Consider the following 15,281-nt stretch of genomic DNA (forward strand, 5'->3'; position numbering starts at 1 on the left):
GCTCGACTTGCATGTATTAGGCACGCCGCCAGCGTTCGTCCTGAGCCAGGATCAAACTCTCCAATAAGGTGTTGCTTATTAGATGAGCCGATTTGCTCATTACTTGACTAGCTTGTTGTGGTCTCGCGAGAGACCGCACTTGCACGCTCGTTGTTCAGTTTTCAAGGAGCAAATTCGATGACCTTCGTCAACTTTCGCCGTTTTGCGGCGACCTCTTTAATATAACACATCCGCCCATGACTGTTCAATAGCAATTTTTGCTTTTCGTCTTGCCGCGCTTGCTCGAAGAGCTTCCCCTTCAGCGGGCGGAATTACAATATAGCACGAACGGGCGGTGCGAATCAAGTGGAAATATTCCACACCCGATTCGACCGCCTCCGTTAAAACAGCACGAGCTTTAGCGCAATCAAAAGCAGCAATCCCGGCGCGCCGAGAAGAAACGTGGTGGCGACGGTCGGAATATTGATCGGGATGCGGAAGTCGTAATGCGAGCCGACCAAATTGACGAAATACAATAAAAATGCCGCGATAACAATATGCAAAGCCGCATACCCGAGCCATCGCCACGACCATTTGTGCCGGAACAGCGTGATGAGCAGGAAAACCGACGAGCCGACCAGCAAGCCGAGCCAAACGTAATGCATGTCATCCCTCCGCCGCTCTGCCCATGCCGATGTCGAGCGCGTGCACATTCAACCGCTTCGCGCTTTTCAGCAGCATTTCATACCGTTTCTCCGCCGCTTCCAGAGCGAATATGGCGTAATCGATCTGATCCTTGTCCGATACGTAATCGAGTCGGGACAGCGCATGCTGCCAATCGGTCTGGGCGGCGCGAATTTCCTCCACCAGCGTTTGCTTGTCCTTCAGCAAAGGATCGGTTTCTTTGCTACTCCATCGAAACAGCTTCTCCCACTGCACGTTGTATCACGCTCCATTCGTCCATATCGATCGTCTTCCGTTTATTCATACATATGGACATGGAGCGCAAAGTAGAACAAGCGCGGCGCGAATCGACGAACCCGGGAGCGCCGACGATGGAGCGGTCCAAAGATAACAAAAAGCCGCACGGAGCGCCAACCGCTTTCCGTCCGGCTTATTCGTCACGACAGCTCTCTCCGGCCTTCCAGCGCCTTCGAAAGCGTCACTTCATCGGCGTATTCGAGGTCTCCCCCTACCGGGAGGCCGTGTGCGATCCGCGTCACCTTCAAACCGAAAGGCTTGACGAGCCGGCTTAAGTAAATCGCCGTCGCTTCCCCTTCGACATTCGGATTCGTAGCCAAAATGAGCTCCTGCACCTTCTCGTCGCTCAGCCGGCGGAGCAGCTCGGCGACGCGGATTTCGTCCGGCCCGATGCCTTCCATCGGGGAAATCGCCCCGTGCAGCACATGATACGTTCCGTGAAACTCCTTCATCCGCTCGAGAGCGACAAGATCCTTCGGCTCCTGCACCACGCAGATGACGGCGCCGTCCCGCGTTTTGTCCTGGCAAATACGGCAAGGGTCCACATCCGTAATGTTGCAGCAAACCGAGCAGTAGTGCAAATTGCGTTTGACGCTGACCAGCGATTTGGCGAAATCGAGAACGTCGTCCTCTTTCATCCGCAATACGTGAAAAGCCAATCGCCCTGCCGTTTTGGGCCCCACTCCCGGCAACCGCGAAAAGGCGTCGATTAATTTTGCGATAGGTTCCGGGTAAAACAAGCGAATGGCTCCTTTGCTTCTTGGTTAAAACATGCCCGGCAGCTTCAATCCGCCGGTCAAGCGGCCCAAATCCTGCTCGGCCATTTGCTCGGCTTTCGTCAAGGCGTCGTTCACGGCCGTCAGGACGAGGTCCTGCAGCATATCGACGTCGTCGGGATCGACCGCCTCCGGCTTGATGACGATATTCGTAATTTTGCGCTGGCCCGTAGCGGTGACCGTCACGACGCCGCCTCCGGCGCTGCCTTCGACCGTTTTCGTCGAAAGCTCCTCCTGCGCCTTCATCATTTGCTCCTGCATTTTTTTCACTTGCTTCATCATTTGCTGCATGTTGTTCATGCTCATCATCCTTTCGGTTTATTCTTTCACGACGACCAAATCTTCGCCGAACAATTTGATGGCCTCTTCCACGATATCGTCCCCGGGCTTGTCATCAGCGGGCTCTTCCATACGCATCGCTTCCGGCTGTTCGGCCGAACCGGCCACCGCCTCTTTCCAATCCTTCATCATCGCGGTGACGAGCTTGAACGGTTCGCCGAGCACGTCCCGCATCACCTGCTCGATCAGCTCTTTATGGGCCGGCTTCTCGGTCGTTTCCCGGTGCATCGCGCTTTTGAACGCCAGCAGCACGGCTTCCTCCGTTACCGCGACCGGCTCGCCGTCGACAAGCCAGGCGTGCACCGTAATTTTGCGTTCCTTCACCTGCTGCAGCACTTGCCCCCACTTGCTTAACGCCTGCCGGAGCAACGCCGAATCCGCATGCGCGACATACGGATCAAGCTTGATCCCGAGCTTCGCGGAAGCGGCGGACACGGACGGACGCGGGCTCGAAAATCCCGCGGGCTTCGATGCCGGTTCTTTCCCCGGAGAAGCCGGTACGCCGTTTTTCAGCAGCTGGTCCAGCTTCTGCTCGAGCTGCGCGACTTTACGGGTCAAGGAGGCGATCTGCGCGTTCGCGTCCGGATCCGCCGAGCCGGCCTGCGCCGGGGTCTCCGCCGACGACGGAGAACTGCACAGCTTCAAAATCGCCACCTCGAACATCGTTTGCGGCTGGGCGGAATATTTCATCTCGGCTTGGTAATGGTTCAGCACGTCGATGCTATGAAACAAACGCTCGGCGGAAAAAGCGGCGGTCATGCTCCGGAACGCGGCCGCGTCGGTAATCCGGTCGGTCCATTCCTCCGCATTCGGCACCAGCTTCAGCATAAGCGCGTCGCGGAAATAATAAAGCAAATTTTCCATGCTTTTCTCGGCGCTTTTCCCGTCCTGCATAAGCTGCTCGATGCAGGTAAGCGCGGCCCCCGCATCGCGGGCCATGATCGCTTCGGCCAAACGTCCGAACTGCTCCAGCCCGATCCCGCCGGTAATGCCGAGCACTTCCTGCAGCGTGACGTGATTGCCGGTATACGCGATAATTTGATCGAGCAAGCTAAGGGCGTCGCGCATGCCGCCGTCGGACAGCCTTGCAATGTACTGCAGCGCCTCCGGCTCCGCGGTCACCCGCTCCTCGCCGCAAATGTGCGAAAGGCGGGATACTTGCTCCTCCAGAGGAACCCGGCGGAAGTCGAAACGCTGGCAGCGCGAAACGATCGTCGCCGGCAGCCGATGAGGCTCCGTCGTCGCCAAAATGAACATGACGTGTCCCGGCGGCTCCTCGAGCGTCTTCAGCAGCGCATTGAACGCCTCCGTCGTCAGCATGTGCACTTCGTCGATAATGTACACCTTCTGCCGCACTTCGGTCGGGGCGTACTTGACCTTCTCGCGAATATCGCGAATTTCCTCGACCCCGCGATTGGAGGCGGCGTCGATTTCGACGACGTCCATGACGGCCCCTTCGGTAATGCGCCGGCACGCCGAGCATTCGTTGCACGGCTCCTCCGCCGGACCGTTCTCGCAGTTGACGGCTTTGGCCAAAATTTTGGCCGCGGTCGTTTTCCCCGTTCCGCGCGGACCGTTGAACAAATAAGCGTGAGTGAGCCGCCCTTCGCGCAGCGAATTTTGCAGCGTCTGCGTAATATGCTGTTGTCCGACGATATCCCGGAAAGCCTGAGGCCTCCACTTCCGATACAATGCGATGTGCGACACTTTCGACTCTCCCACCGTTTGCGTGATCGCTTTCGTTTTTTCGCCTTACGTGCCGATATACGCCAAAAAAACCGATTTCGTTGATCGTTTAAGCTATCCTCTATTATACACCATACGCCTTGCGTTTGACCAACCGGCGGGCCGGTCAGTCGGGCGAGAACGGCAGGCTGACCGTGAACGTCGTGCCGTACCCTTTCGACGAAACCCGAATATGCCCTCCGATATCGTGGATGATGCGCTGGCAAACGGACAGCCCGAGGCCGGTTCCGTGCTCCTTCGTCGTGAAAAACGGATCGAATATTTTATCGATCAGAAACGCGGGAATGCCGGGCCCGGCATCCTGAATATCGACGTGCACTTTCCTTTCGCGGTATTCGATCCGCTCTATAATCGTCAAAGTCCCTCCTTGCACCATCGCTTCGATTCCGTTTTTGCACAAATTGATGAAGACTTGCTTCAGCAGCTCGCGGTCGGCTACGATTTTCGGAATTTGGTATACCGACTCGTAATGGATCGTCACATTATGCAGCACCGCCTGGTTGTTGATGATCGGCAAAATGTCGCGCAGCACCGACGATACGTCGATTTTGTCGTAAGTGACGTTTTTCGGCTTGCTCAGCAGCAAAAATTCGCCGACCAATTCGTTGATCCGATCGATCTCCGCCAGCATCAGGTCGGTGTAGCCTTGTTCCCGCTCCATGCCGTTCTGCTGAAACGTCCGGTTCAGCACTTGCAAAAATCCTTTGATCGACGTAAGCGGATTGCGGATTTCGTGAGCGGTGCCGGCGGCGATTTGCCCGATCATCGCGAGCCGGTCGCTGCGCTGCACCTGCTGCTCGAGCGAGCGGAGGTTGGTGACGTCCTTGAAAATGACATACGCGCCAACGACTTGCCCCGATTCGTCGCGTATCAGGTTGGAGTCCATGAGCAGCTCGTACCGTTCCCGGTCGTTCGTCCACGAGACGGCATGATTGCGGACGAGCACCCCGTCCAGCAGCGTACGCTGCACGAGCTGATGCTCTTTCGGCACCGTGCGGAAAATATCTTCGACCTGGCGATTGATCGAGCTTTTTCGATCGATGCCCAGAATGGAGCAGGCGAGCTCGCTAATATCGACAAGGCGGAAATCGGTGTCGACCAAAAGCACGCCGAGGTTGACGTCGCGCACGAACGTGCCCGAAAACTGCTGCAGCAGGCTAAGCTCTCCCGCCCTTCCCCTTTCGTCCAAAAAGATCATATACAGGTTGGCCGATTCCGATTCGACCGGATATACCCGGCAGCGGGCCGCCGTTGCGTCGTCCGGTCCGCAGCGGACCCGGACTTCCGTCCATTCGTCTTGGTCCGAGCCGTTCCGGCACCGAAGAAGCAGCGCTTCCAAATCGGTTTCTCCGGGCAGCAGATCGGCGAGCGACGTTTTGCCCGGTTCGCACAGCCCGGGAAACATCGCGGAAAAATACCGGTTGCAGTCGACCAAAAGACCGCTTTCATCGAAAATCGCGGCGCCCAATCCGATCAGGCCGCGTATAAAGTTGTGCGGAGACGGCATCGTGATCCGGAACTTGTCCATGCAATACCACCTTTATTTTTTTATACCAGAGCAACGGTCGCCACGTACGTCTTGCGTAAGCCATGGTCAACTTGCAGTTCCGGTCCCCCTTCTTCCTTTATACAATTCTACTCGCAATTGTTTTTTCCTTCCAATACCAAAACACCGGATAAACGTCGATGCGTTTATCCGGTGCGCGTATGTTCCTTTATGATTGTGTAATAACCGTGCACCTGTCGTTGACCTTGCGATCCGAGCGGAACCTCTACCGGTTAGCTCGAGTCAGGCACTCCTCCGGCACATGAGCCATCTTGCTTACGGCTGCTTCCTTCCGGACCTGACCGGGTTCACAAGCGCCCATTGCGGAGGACCCGACCGTCAACACTTCGTATAGAAGTCAGACCCCACATCGACAAGACCGAAAACAGGAATTCAACCCCGCTACAGCGGATTGCGGGTAACAGGGCACCGCTACCTCCCCGTCTAGCACGGTAATACATAGTATAGCCGATTGTCCCGCAAACCGCAACCTTCATCATTTGGCATGCGAGGAATCGGCGCGTCACTCGCTTCGTACGAGCACCTTGAAATTGTACCGCGGAACGGCGCGCTTCAGCGCATCGAGCGCTTGGCCGCGAATCCGCTCCATGTCGGCGTCCGTCGATTCCTTCGTCACGGAAAGTCTCACGGTCGCGTTCGGCCCGTTCGTGGCGATGCGAACTTTGCGGACGCCGGCGATCGGCGTGACCGCATCGCGCATCATGTTCGTATCCATTTCGTACGTATGGTAAGAAGGACCCGTTTGCAGGTTCGGGTTCGTATTCGTTATGCCCAAATAACCGTCATTTTGGTACGATTGCGTCTTCGGTCCGGTATTGCCCGGGTTGCCGGCGCAGGCGGCGGCGAGCATGACCGGCAGCAGCGCGGCGGCGAAGAAACGAAGCGGTTTGTTGATCATAAAAAAATAACCTCCCTTGGGTTTAGGATGACCAAGAGAGGTTGTTGTATGCATGTAGCTTGGACGCCAAGCTTCGAGCTTAAATGCCGTATTTTTTCTTGAATTTATCGACGCGACCGCCGGCATCGACAAACTTCTGTTTGCCGGTGAAATGCGGGTGGCAATTCGAACAAATTTCGACGCGAAGATTTTGCTTGATGGAGCCCGTTTCGAACGTATTGCCGCAAGCGCAAGTGACGGTCGTTACGTAATATTTCGGTTGGATATCTGTTTTCATGATCCTTTCACCTCTTTCCGCCCTGAGTCTCTTTCCGCGAACCCAGAGTTATATCGACACATGATCGCATTATAGCACGATGCGTCCGCTTAACGCAACTGGATTGTGGACAAAGCCGTTATTTGGATGCGCGCAGCGGCGGAACATGCGTATACGAGCCGATAACGACGTCCGGCAGCTCCGCTTCGAATATTTCGATCATCCGCTTCATGCCGTAAACGTCGCCTTGCGGCTTCGGAACAAGCTGCAAATAGCCTTCCGGATCGATGTTCAAGTTGCGCAGCTGGATCAGCTTCAGCCCCGTCCGTTTGGCGAAGCCGAGCATCGCTTCGATTTCTTCCTCGCGGTCCGTGACGCCGGGAAACACCAAATAGTTGATGGACGTATAGACGCCTTTGCCGCTCGCATACGTCAGCGATTTCTCCACGTTCGCCAGGCTGTAGCCCCGCGGCTTGTAGTAAGCGTTGTAATGCTCGTCCAGGGCGCTGATCGTGCTGACGCGCATCAGGTCGAGTCCGGCGTCGACGATTCCCCGGATATGGTCGGTAAGCCCGGCGTTCGTATTGATGTTGATATAGCCGATGCTCGTCCGCTCCCGGACGCGACGAATCGAGTCGATAATGAGCTTCGCCTGCGTCGACGGCTCGCCTTCGCAGCCTTGGCCGAAGCTGATGATGCTCTCCGGCGTTTTCAAATGCTCCAGCATCACCTGCACGATCTCGTCGACGTTCGGCTTGAAATTCATCCGCGTCTGCGGCGCCGGAAAGCCGCTGTCGTCCGGCTGCTCGGAAATGCACCCGTAGCAGCCCGCATTGCACGAGAACGAGACCGGCACCGCCCCTTCGAGCCGGGACAAAAACGTGTTGGAGGCGGTCAAGCATTCGTATTCCAGCGCGCACTTCGACAAATGCCGATACAGCCGGTTGTCCGGATACGTTTGCAGCAGCCGCTCGACTCCGATGCCAAGCTCGCGCGGATCGCAATTGCGCGGATTCCACGGCTCCGGGTCGTCGCTTCGTTTGGCCGCCACGTAAAACTGCCCGTCTTTCCAGACGACGGCCGTATAGCCGAACAAGGGAAGCATTTGCGACTTGTCCTTCTTGACGTATCCCGGAAGCAGCAGCCGCGTAAATCCTTGCGGAAGAAGCGCGCCGACCGCGTTATACGGACCGTCGAGCGGCTGCATCGATTCGGCTTCCCCGTTCCAGCCGATCGCCCGCGTCCCCGGCAGACTGACCAGTGTGGCGCCTTCCGGCAGCGGAATCAGCTCGTCGTCCCATATTTCCGTTATCATATCGCCGCTGCGGCCGAGCGCGGTCCATTCCGGGTGATCGAACACGTTGCCCGCTTCGTCCGCGTATACGAGATGCATGAGAGGTCCCTTCTTTTCAAAACAAGATGGTCAGGAAGCGGAGTTTTTCATGCCGCGTTTACCTTCCGGCTTCGCTTCCAGCGTATCGAGAAATTCGCGGTTCGTTTTCGTATCGGCGAGCTTTTTCAGGAACGCGTCGACGAAATCGTGCGAATCGTTCATATTTTTGCGGATCGCCCAAATTTTGTCGAGCTCTTCCTTCGTCAGTAGCATTTCCTCGCGACGCGTACCGGAGCGGCGAATGTCGATCGCCGGGAAAATGCGGCGCTCCGCCAGCTTGCGGTCCAAATGCAGCTCGAGATTGCCGGTTCCTTTGAACTCCTCGTAAATGACGTCGTCCATCCGCGAGCCGGTCTCGATCAGCGCCGTGGCGAGAATGGTCAAGCTTCCGCCTTCCTCGATGTTGCGCGCCGCGCCGAAGAACCGTTTCGGCCGGTGAAACGCGCTCGGATCGATACCGCCGGACAGCGTGCGGCCCGACGGCGGGATGACGAGGTTGTACGCCCGCGCCAGCCGGGTAATGCTGTCGAGCAAAATGACGACGTCTTTCTTCGATTCGACGAGCCGCTGCGCCCGCTCCAACACGAGCTCCGCCACCTTGATATGGTTCTCCGGCAGCTCGTCGAACGTGGAGGCGACGACTTCGGCTTTGACCGAACGCTGCATGTCGGTCACTTCCTCGGGACGTTCGTCGATCAGCAGCACGAACAGCTCCACGTCGGGATAATTGAGCGAGATGCTGTTGGCGATTTCTTTGAGAAGCAGCGTTTTCCCCGCCTTCGGCGGAGCGACGATCAAACCGCGTTGCCCCATGCCGACCGGGCTGAGCAAATCCATAATGCGGGTGGAAAGATTCGAAGGCGTCGTTTCGAGAATGAACTTGGTTTGAGGATAAAGGGGAGTGAGGGCCGGAAAATGAAGCCGTTCCGCAGCCGTCTCCGGCTTCTCGCCGTTAACCGCCTCGACCTGAAGCAAACCGAAATAACGCTCGTTTTCTTTGGGCGGCCGGCATTTGCCCGACACCATATCGCCGGAACGCAAATCGAATTTGCGAATTTGCGATTGGGAAATATAAATATCCTCGGAGCTCGGCAAATAGTTGATCGGCCTCAAAAAGCCGTACCCTTCCGACAATACGTCGAGAACGCCTTCCATGAACATCAAGCCGCCCTTTTCGGCCTGGGCACGTAAAATCGCAAAAATCAATTCTTTTTTCTTCATTTGGCCGTAAGACGGAATTTGATGTTCTTTGGCCAACTTGTACAAGTCGGTCAATTTCATCTGCTCCAGCTGCGCCAGATGCATATCCATAGTATTCATCCACCACACTATTCTTTAATTCGGAAGACATTCGAATCTAGCATTTCCGTTTTTCTTCCAATCTATTCTTCTTTGGCGCGGGCAAGCTCCAGGCTTTCTGCTTCCTCCCACACCTCCGCACCGAGGCTGCGAAGATTGGCGACCAAATTTTCGTACCCCCGATGTATGTACTCCACGCCGCCGATTTCGGTCACTCCCGACGGCACCGTCAGAGCCGCGATAAACAAGGCCGCGCCGGCGCGCAAATCGGTAGCCCGCACTTTCGCCGCCGTGAGCCCGCCGCCCTCGATAATCGCCGAGCGTCCCTCGACTTTGATTTTCGCGCCCATGCGGATCAATTCGGGAACGTGCTTGAACCGGTTGTTGTACACGTAGTCGGTTAAAATGCTGACGCCTTTCGCTTGCGTGAGGAGACTGGTCATCGGGGACTGAAGATCGGTGGCAAAGCCGGGGTAAACGAGCGCTTTCACGTCTACGCTTTCGTATTCCGGTTGACCTACGACGCGTATCGCTTCGTCCATCTCGTAAATATGAACGCCCATTTCTTGGAGCTTGGCGGTCAAAGCCTCCATATGCTTCGGAATGACGTTGTCGATCAGCACGTCTCCGCGGGTCGCCGCCGCCGCGATCATGTACGATCCGGCCTGAATCCGGTCGGGAATGATCGAGTGTCTGCACCCGTGCAGCGAGTCGACGCCTTCGATGCGGATCGTCTCGGTACCCGCCCCTTTGATTTTGGCGCCCATCGCGTTGAGCAGTGTCGCTACATCTATAATTTCTGGCTCTTTGGCCGCATTTTCGATCAAAGTGATGCCTTTGGCCCGTGAAGCCGCCAGCATGATGTTAATCGTCGCCCCTACGCTGACGACATCCAAATAAATTTTCGCGCCGCGCAGCTGCTTCGCGCGGATGCGCAAGCTGCCGAATTCGTTGCTTACTTCGGCGCCGAGCGCCTCGAAGCCTTTCATATGCTGATCGATCGGCCTCGGCTCGAAATTGCAGCCGCCCGGCAGACCGATCGTCGCTTCTCCGAACCTTCCGAGAAGCGCGCCCATCAAGTAATAGGAAGCGCGAAGCTTCTTGATGTTTCCGTTCGGCATCGGCACCGACTTCAGCATCGTCGGATCGATGACCATCTGGTCGCCGCTTCTCTCCACCGTGGCTCCAAGTTCCGTCAGCAGCTCGGTATAAATGTCGACGTCGCTTATAACGGGGAGATTGTCGAGCACTACTTTCGTTTCCGCCAGAATCGCCGCAGGAATCAACGCGACCGCGCTGTTCTTCGCACCGCTGATCGTAACCGTTCCCCGCAGCGGCCGGCCTCCCGCGACCATCAGTTTTCCCGTCATTGCTGCAAATTCCCCCTAACCTGACGCGAAACAAGAGAACGAGGGAACCCGGCGGGACCGCTCCCGCCGCGACGGCTCCCGCATCCGCTTCCTTTACGCCTGATTGCTTGAGCCGAACAAACGAATTTTCGATTTGACGACTTCGATCATCGCGTTGCGCGCAGGCGTCAAATATTTGCGGGGATCGTATACTTTCGCGTCTTTCGCCAATACTTCGCGGATCGCGTCGGTGCAAGCGACCTGATTTTCCGTATTGACGTTGATTTTGCCTACGCCGGCCGCGATCGACAGGCGAATCGCTTCGTCCGGCACGCCGGAGCCGCCGTGCAGCACGATCGGAACCGGAACCGCTTTGGCCACTTGCTCGATGATGTCGTAATGGATTTTCGGCTCGCCCTTGTACATGCCGTGCGCCGTACCGACCGCGATCGCCAGGCAATCGACGCCGGTTTCCTCGTAGAAGCGGATCGCTTCCTCCGGCTTGGCCAGGTTCGCATGCTCTTCGTCGACGCTGATGTCGTCCTCGACGCCGCCGATCGTGCCGAGCTCGCCTTCGACGGATACGCCCATCGCGTGAGCCGCTTTGACCACTTCCTTGGTCAGGCGAATGTTCTCTTCGAGCGTATAGTGCGAGCCGTCGAACATAACCGAGCTGAAGCCTGCGCGGATACATTTCATCGCGACTTCGAAGCTGCTGCCGTGGTCCAGGTGAAGGGCGATCGGAAGACCCGATTTTTTCGCCGCCGCCTCGGCGATCGCTACGGTATATTCCATGCCCATATATTTCAGGGCGCCTTCGCTTACGCCGAAAATGAACGGCGATTTTTCTTCGATGGCCGCTTCCGTAATCGCTTGGGCGAATTCCAGGTTGTTCATGTTGAACTGTCCGACCGCAAATTTATGAGCTTTCGCCTTCGGCAAAAACTCGTTCATCGAAACAAGTGGCATTGTCGTTCCTCCTAAACGTTATGCGAGAATTGAGATCCGAATGCAATACTGATCCATTATAGCATACTCGTCCGCGAAATGGTAACCGGATCGGCTCGCTTCCGGCAAGGGGCAAGGGCTCTCGCTCCCGCAGCGGAATCCGGAAAAACAAAAAAGGACCCTGATCAGGATCCTATCGCCAGCCGAGGCGAATTCGGACGCAGCTGCGCGTTGACCGCCTGCCTCAAGTCGTCGATATCGAACGGCTTCGTAAAATGCGTCAAAGCTCCGAGATCGGTCGCTTCCTTAATCATATCCAGCTCGCCGTACGCGGTCATCATAATGACTTTGATGCTCGTATCGATCTGTTTGATATGCTTCAAAATGTCCAAACCGTCCATGCCGGGAATTTTCATGTCGAGCAATACGAGATCCGGGGATTCCTTGCGGACGATTTCGAGCGCCAATTTGCCGTTCGAAGCTTGAAACGTATCGTAGCCTTCGTTGCTGAACACTTCGACCAGCAAGACGCGGATGCCGTTTTGGTCGTCGACAATCAACACCTTTTTCTTATCCAATCATCAAACCTCCTCACAACTTTGCTTGGATGCAAAGCCTTTTGAACCGCTCGCGTTCGCTTCTTGCGGCGGCTGGCCGGCGCAAGCCCGAAAGTTCCGGATTCGAGGGGAAGAAAGGCAAGCCAGCGCAAGATGCGATACCTCGAACGCACATCGACTTTGACTTTCGCTTCGTAATTAGAAAAATTCGATATGCGAGCCGAGATTCCTGCTCGTTTCCAAATAAAGTTGTAAGTTTTTAACAAGGTTCGGCGACGGAGGCGGTCCAGCAAGCATTTCCGGGCCTTTCGGACGGGGGCCGGGCGCGTTACAGCGCCCGCGCTTCCTCCGCCGGCTTCGCGCAGTCCATCGAAGCCCGCACGAAATGTTTGAACAGCGGCTGCGGCCGGTTCGGTCTGGACGTAAACTCCGGATGGAACTGTACGGCCAAAAACCACGGATGGTCCGGCAGCTCGATCACTTCGACGAGGCGGCCGTCCGGAGACGTTCCGGAAATTTTCAAGCCGGCCGACTCGAGCGCTTCGCGGTATTCGTTGTTGAACTCGTACCGGTGGCGATGGCGCTCGTAAACGAGCTCGTCCTCGTAGCAGCGCATCGCGAGCGAGCCCTCGGCGATTTTGCACGGATACAGGCCGAGCCGCATCGTTCCGCCCAAATCCTCGATGTCCTTCTGCTCCGGCAGCAGGTCGATGACCGGATACGGGGTCGTCGGATTGATTTCGGAGCTGTTCGCGCCGTCCAGACCGGCCACGGAGCGGGCGTACTCGACCACGGCCACCTGCATGCCGAGGCAAATGCCGAAAAACGGAATGCGGTTTTCCCGCGCATAGCGGATCGCCGAAATTTTCCCTTCGATTCCCCGGTCTCCGAAGCCGCCCGGAACGAGAATACCCTGTACGCCGGCAAGCTGCTCCGCTACGTTATGATCGTACAGCTCTTCCGCGTTGACCCAGCGGATATCCACTTCCGTATTGCAATCGATGCCGGCGTGGCCGAGCGCCTCCACGATGCTCAAATAAGCGTCGTGCAGCGCCACGTATTTGCCGACGATGGCGATTTCCGTCTTGTTTTCCAACGTTTTCACTTTGTTGACGAGACGTTCCCATTCCGTCATATCCGGCGGATTGCGGAACGCGTCGAGCTTCAGATGCTTGACGACGATGTCGTCGAGACCTTGCTCGCGCAGCATCATCGGCACCTCGTACAGCGTGCTCGCATCCTGGCATTCGATGACCGCTTCGGGGTCGATGTCGCAGAACAGCGCCAGCTTCCGCTTCATGTCTTCGGACAGCGGATGCTCGGTCCGGCATACGACGACCTGCGGCTGAATGCCGATGCTGCGCAGCTCCTTCACGCTGTGCTGGGTCGGCTTCGTCTTTACTTCCCCGGCCGCCTTCAAATACGGAATAAGCGTCACGTGTATGTACATGACGTTATCGCGGCCGATGTCGCTCTTGATTTGACGGATCGCTTCGAGGAACGGCAAGCTTTCGATGTCGCCGACGGTGCCGCCGATTTCCGTGATGACGACGTCGGATTGCGTCTCCCGGCCGGCGCGGAATACGCGATCCTTGATTTCGTTCGTAATATGAGGAATCACCTGAACGGTACCGCCCAAATATTCGCCGCGGCGCTCCTTCGTAATGACGGACGAGTAAATTTTGCCGGTCGTGACGTTGCTCGTCTTGGACAGGTTGATGTCGATGAACCGCTCGTAATGCCCGAGGTCCAGGTCGGTTTCCGCACCGTCGTCGGTGACGAACACTTCGCCGTGCTGGTAAGGGCTCATCGTACCGGGATCCACATTGATGTACGGGTCGAATTTTTGAATCGTTACTTTGAGCCCCCTGTTTTTGAGCAGCCGACCCAAAGACGCCGCGGTAATCCCTTTGCCGAGCGAAGAAACGACGCCGCCTGTTACGAAAATATACTTGGTCACGTTTGTAAACCTCCGTTAAAGTCTGAAAAGCAAGTCCGCCTGGGCAGCCCGGGCAAAAAAAATAAAAGTGACTCCCGCCGAGACGGGGCACTTTAGTGGATTCGCTAACGAATTGTAAATGTGTAGCCCAAAACATAGTTTACCCGGTCGCCGGGAGCCTGTCAAGGGAGACGGCGGCGCCCCGAAACTTCCCAGGCGCGCCCCCGTTCCGGCCTCGCGAAGCGCCGCCCGGGGCTTCCGCCGAACGTCCGCGGCGATTACTTCGCGTCCTCGTCTTCCTGGTCGTCGAATTCGTCTTCCGCTTCTTCCTCCTCGTCGGCGTCGCCGAATTCTTCGTCCTCCTCGGCCTCTTCGTCGATTTCGGCGATTTCGCCGTCGACCTCCTCGATCTCGGCGTCGTCGAGCGCTTCTTCGTCCTGGTAGAAGTCTTCCTCGTCGCCGCTGAATTCTTCTTCCCCTTCGTAAGCCTCGTACTCTTCGTCGACTTCTTCTTCCTCCGTGTAGTAATCGTCGTCGTCGTCGTCGTTCAAAATGCGGGGATGCTTGGAACTGCCGACCGCGGCGTCCTCCGATTTTTCGACCGGATACCACCGTTTCAATCCCCACAAGTTCGTGCCGACGCACGCGAATCTGCCGTCTATATTAATTTCCGTATACAGCTGAGCGATAACCTGCATCACTTCGTCGTCCGACAACCCTTTGATCTTGGCGATCTCCTGCATCAGGTCCCGGTAATAAAACGGATTTTTGGACGCTTTCAGCACTTCGAACGCAAGATCGACCATCGGCATTTCTTTTGCCTGCTCCGCATCGATTTTCAGCGTGTAAGGGGTGCTCATGGCCTGACACTTCCTTTCCGACATGTTCTACAACGATAACGTTCCTGCAGCTCCGCAGCGCCTTCGTTCCGGGCGCCCGGAGACGGTCCTTCTTCTAAAATGCCCATTATCTCCATTAAGTAAAACCTATTTTATACAAAAATGCAACAGGGCCCGCAGTCGGACCGGCCGAAACGGCGCGCACAAAAAAGAAGCCGAGCTGACCGGCTTCCAAGGGACTGTATCCGCTTGGCCGATGAACGACCGTTCACCACCTTGCGTACGTGAAGAGCGCCCGCAGGAGCCCTCTGATTCATACTATGAGGACGGCGTACCGATGCTACTGCCGCAAGGCCTAACTTTTGCGAAAAAAGGCGCTCACCACATGCGGGCGGTGGTACAGGTTCATATCATA

Annotated in this window: 15 protein-coding genes, 1 rRNA gene and 1 other RNA gene; all 17 read right to left on the reverse strand. The window is 56.5% G+C overall.

All coding sequences use genetic code 11. The annotated features are described in order from the left end of the window. Window positions 1-67, reverse strand: a 16S ribosomal RNA gene (locus PV407_RS08665); the annotation flags it as partial. A 313-nt stretch (window positions 68-380) separates the two neighbouring features. Continuing rightward, a complete protein-coding gene (locus PV407_RS08670; protein ID WP_332089520.1) occupies window positions 381-644 on the reverse strand; it encodes a pro-sigmaK processing inhibitor BofA family protein in 264 nt (87 codons plus the stop codon). 1 nt (window position 645) lies between these two features. Continuing rightward, the gene (locus PV407_RS08675; RefSeq protein ID WP_332089521.1) at window positions 646-918 is read right to left on the reverse strand and encodes a DUF2508 family protein; all 273 of its coding nucleotides are present in this window, start codon (window positions 916-918) and stop codon (window positions 646-648) included. A gap of 182 nt (window positions 919-1,100) precedes the next feature. After that, a complete protein-coding gene (gene recR / locus PV407_RS08680) occupies window positions 1,101-1,700 on the reverse strand; it encodes a recombination mediator RecR (protein WP_332089522.1) in 600 nt (199 codons plus the stop codon). A 24-nt stretch (window positions 1,701-1,724) separates the two neighbouring features. Next, on the reverse strand, window positions 1,725-2,036 hold the full coding sequence (locus PV407_RS08685) for a YbaB/EbfC family nucleoid-associated protein (protein WP_332089523.1): 312 nt from the start codon (window positions 2,034-2,036) through the stop codon (window positions 1,725-1,727). Window positions 2,037-2,054: 18 nt separating this feature from the next. Continuing rightward, window positions 2,055-3,782 (reverse strand): DNA polymerase III subunit gamma/tau, encoded by a 1,728-nt coding sequence (gene dnaX, locus PV407_RS08690; protein WP_332089524.1) that lies wholly within the window; start codon window positions 3,780-3,782, stop codon window positions 2,055-2,057. A gap of 145 nt (window positions 3,783-3,927) precedes the next feature. Then, window positions 3,928-5,019: an ATP-binding protein gene (locus PV407_RS08695; RefSeq protein WP_332089546.1), complete on the reverse strand. Its 1,092-nt coding sequence runs from the start codon at window positions 5,017-5,019 to the stop codon at window positions 3,928-3,930. A gap of 534 nt (window positions 5,020-5,553) precedes the next feature. After that, window positions 5,554-5,820: signal recognition particle sRNA large type (gene ffs, locus PV407_RS08700), an RNA gene on the reverse strand. 70 nt (window positions 5,821-5,890) lie between these two features. Beyond that, window positions 5,891-6,286: a hypothetical protein gene (locus PV407_RS08705; RefSeq protein WP_332089525.1), complete on the reverse strand. Its 396-nt coding sequence runs from the start codon at window positions 6,284-6,286 to the stop codon at window positions 5,891-5,893. A gap of 79 nt (window positions 6,287-6,365) precedes the next feature. Then, entirely contained in the window at window positions 6,366-6,563 is a 198-nt protein-coding gene (gene rpmE, locus PV407_RS08710) for a 50S ribosomal protein L31 (protein WP_332089526.1), read from the reverse strand. Between the two features lie 118 nt (window positions 6,564-6,681). After that, complete coding sequence (locus tag PV407_RS08715; RefSeq protein WP_332089527.1) at window positions 6,682-7,935, reverse strand: radical SAM protein; 1,254 nt, start codon at window positions 7,933-7,935, stop codon at window positions 6,682-6,684. Between the two features lie 30 nt (window positions 7,936-7,965). Continuing rightward, window positions 7,966-9,246, reverse strand: coding sequence for a transcription termination factor Rho (rho, locus tag PV407_RS08720; protein ID WP_332089528.1), 1,281 nt, complete (start codon window positions 9,244-9,246; stop codon window positions 7,966-7,968). A gap of 71 nt (window positions 9,247-9,317) precedes the next feature. Beyond that, on the reverse strand, window positions 9,318-10,604 hold the full coding sequence (locus PV407_RS08725) for a UDP-N-acetylglucosamine 1-carboxyvinyltransferase (RefSeq protein WP_332089529.1): 1,287 nt from the start codon (window positions 10,602-10,604) through the stop codon (window positions 9,318-9,320). A gap of 93 nt (window positions 10,605-10,697) precedes the next feature. Next, window positions 10,698-11,552: a class II fructose-1,6-bisphosphate aldolase gene (gene fba, locus PV407_RS08730; RefSeq protein ID WP_332089530.1), complete on the reverse strand. Its 855-nt coding sequence runs from the start codon at window positions 11,550-11,552 to the stop codon at window positions 10,698-10,700. Window positions 11,553-11,716: 164 nt separating this feature from the next. After that, window positions 11,717-12,109, reverse strand: a complete 393-nt coding sequence (locus PV407_RS08735) for a response regulator (RefSeq protein WP_332089531.1) — start codon at window positions 12,107-12,109, stop codon at window positions 11,717-11,719. A gap of 307 nt (window positions 12,110-12,416) precedes the next feature. Next, window positions 12,417-14,048, reverse strand: coding sequence for a CTP synthase (locus PV407_RS08740; protein ID WP_332089532.1), 1,632 nt, complete (start codon window positions 14,046-14,048; stop codon window positions 12,417-12,419). A gap of 257 nt (window positions 14,049-14,305) precedes the next feature. Further along, on the reverse strand, window positions 14,306-14,887 hold the full coding sequence (gene rpoE, locus PV407_RS08745; RefSeq protein WP_332089533.1) for a DNA-directed RNA polymerase subunit delta: 582 nt from the start codon (window positions 14,885-14,887) through the stop codon (window positions 14,306-14,308). Between the last annotated feature and the right edge of the window lie 394 nt (window positions 14,888-15,281).

Source organism: Paenibacillus sp. GYB003, from assembly GCF_036577625.1.
Lineage (GTDB): Bacteria > Bacillota > Bacilli > Paenibacillales > NBRC-103111 > Paenibacillus_AB.

Coding starts and splice junctions, on each gene's coding strand:
- PV407_RS08670 (WP_332089520.1), bottom strand. CDS start 644: ATGCATTACGTTTGGCTCGGCTTGCTGGTCGGCTCGTCGGTTTTCCTG.
- rho (WP_332089528.1), bottom strand. CDS start 9,246: ATGGATATGCATCTGGCGCAGCTGGAGCAGATGAAATTGACCGACTTG.
- PV407_RS08725 (WP_332089529.1), bottom strand. CDS start 10,604: ATGACGGGAAAACTGATGGTCGCGGGAGGCCGGCCGCTGCGGGGAACG.
- PV407_RS08685 (WP_332089523.1), bottom strand. CDS start 2,036: ATGAACAACATGCAGCAAATGATGAAGCAAGTGAAAAAAATGCAGGAG.
- fba (WP_332089530.1), bottom strand. CDS start 11,552: ATGCCACTTGTTTCGATGAACGAGTTTTTGCCGAAGGCGAAAGCTCAT.
- rpmE (WP_332089526.1), bottom strand. CDS start 6,563: ATGAAAACAGATATCCAACCGAAATATTACGTAACGACCGTCACTTGC.
- PV407_RS08705 (WP_332089525.1), bottom strand. CDS start 6,286: ATGATCAACAAACCGCTTCGTTTCTTCGCCGCCGCGCTGCTGCCGGTC.
- PV407_RS08695 (WP_332089546.1), bottom strand. CDS start 5,019: ATGATCTTTTTGGACGAAAGGGGAAGGGCGGGAGAGCTTAGCCTGCTG.
- PV407_RS08715 (WP_332089527.1), bottom strand. CDS start 7,935: ATGCATCTCGTATACGCGGACGAAGCGGGCAACGTGTTCGATCACCCG.
- rpoE (WP_332089533.1), bottom strand. CDS start 14,887: ATGAGCACCCCTTACACGCTGAAAATCGATGCGGAGCAGGCAAAAGAA.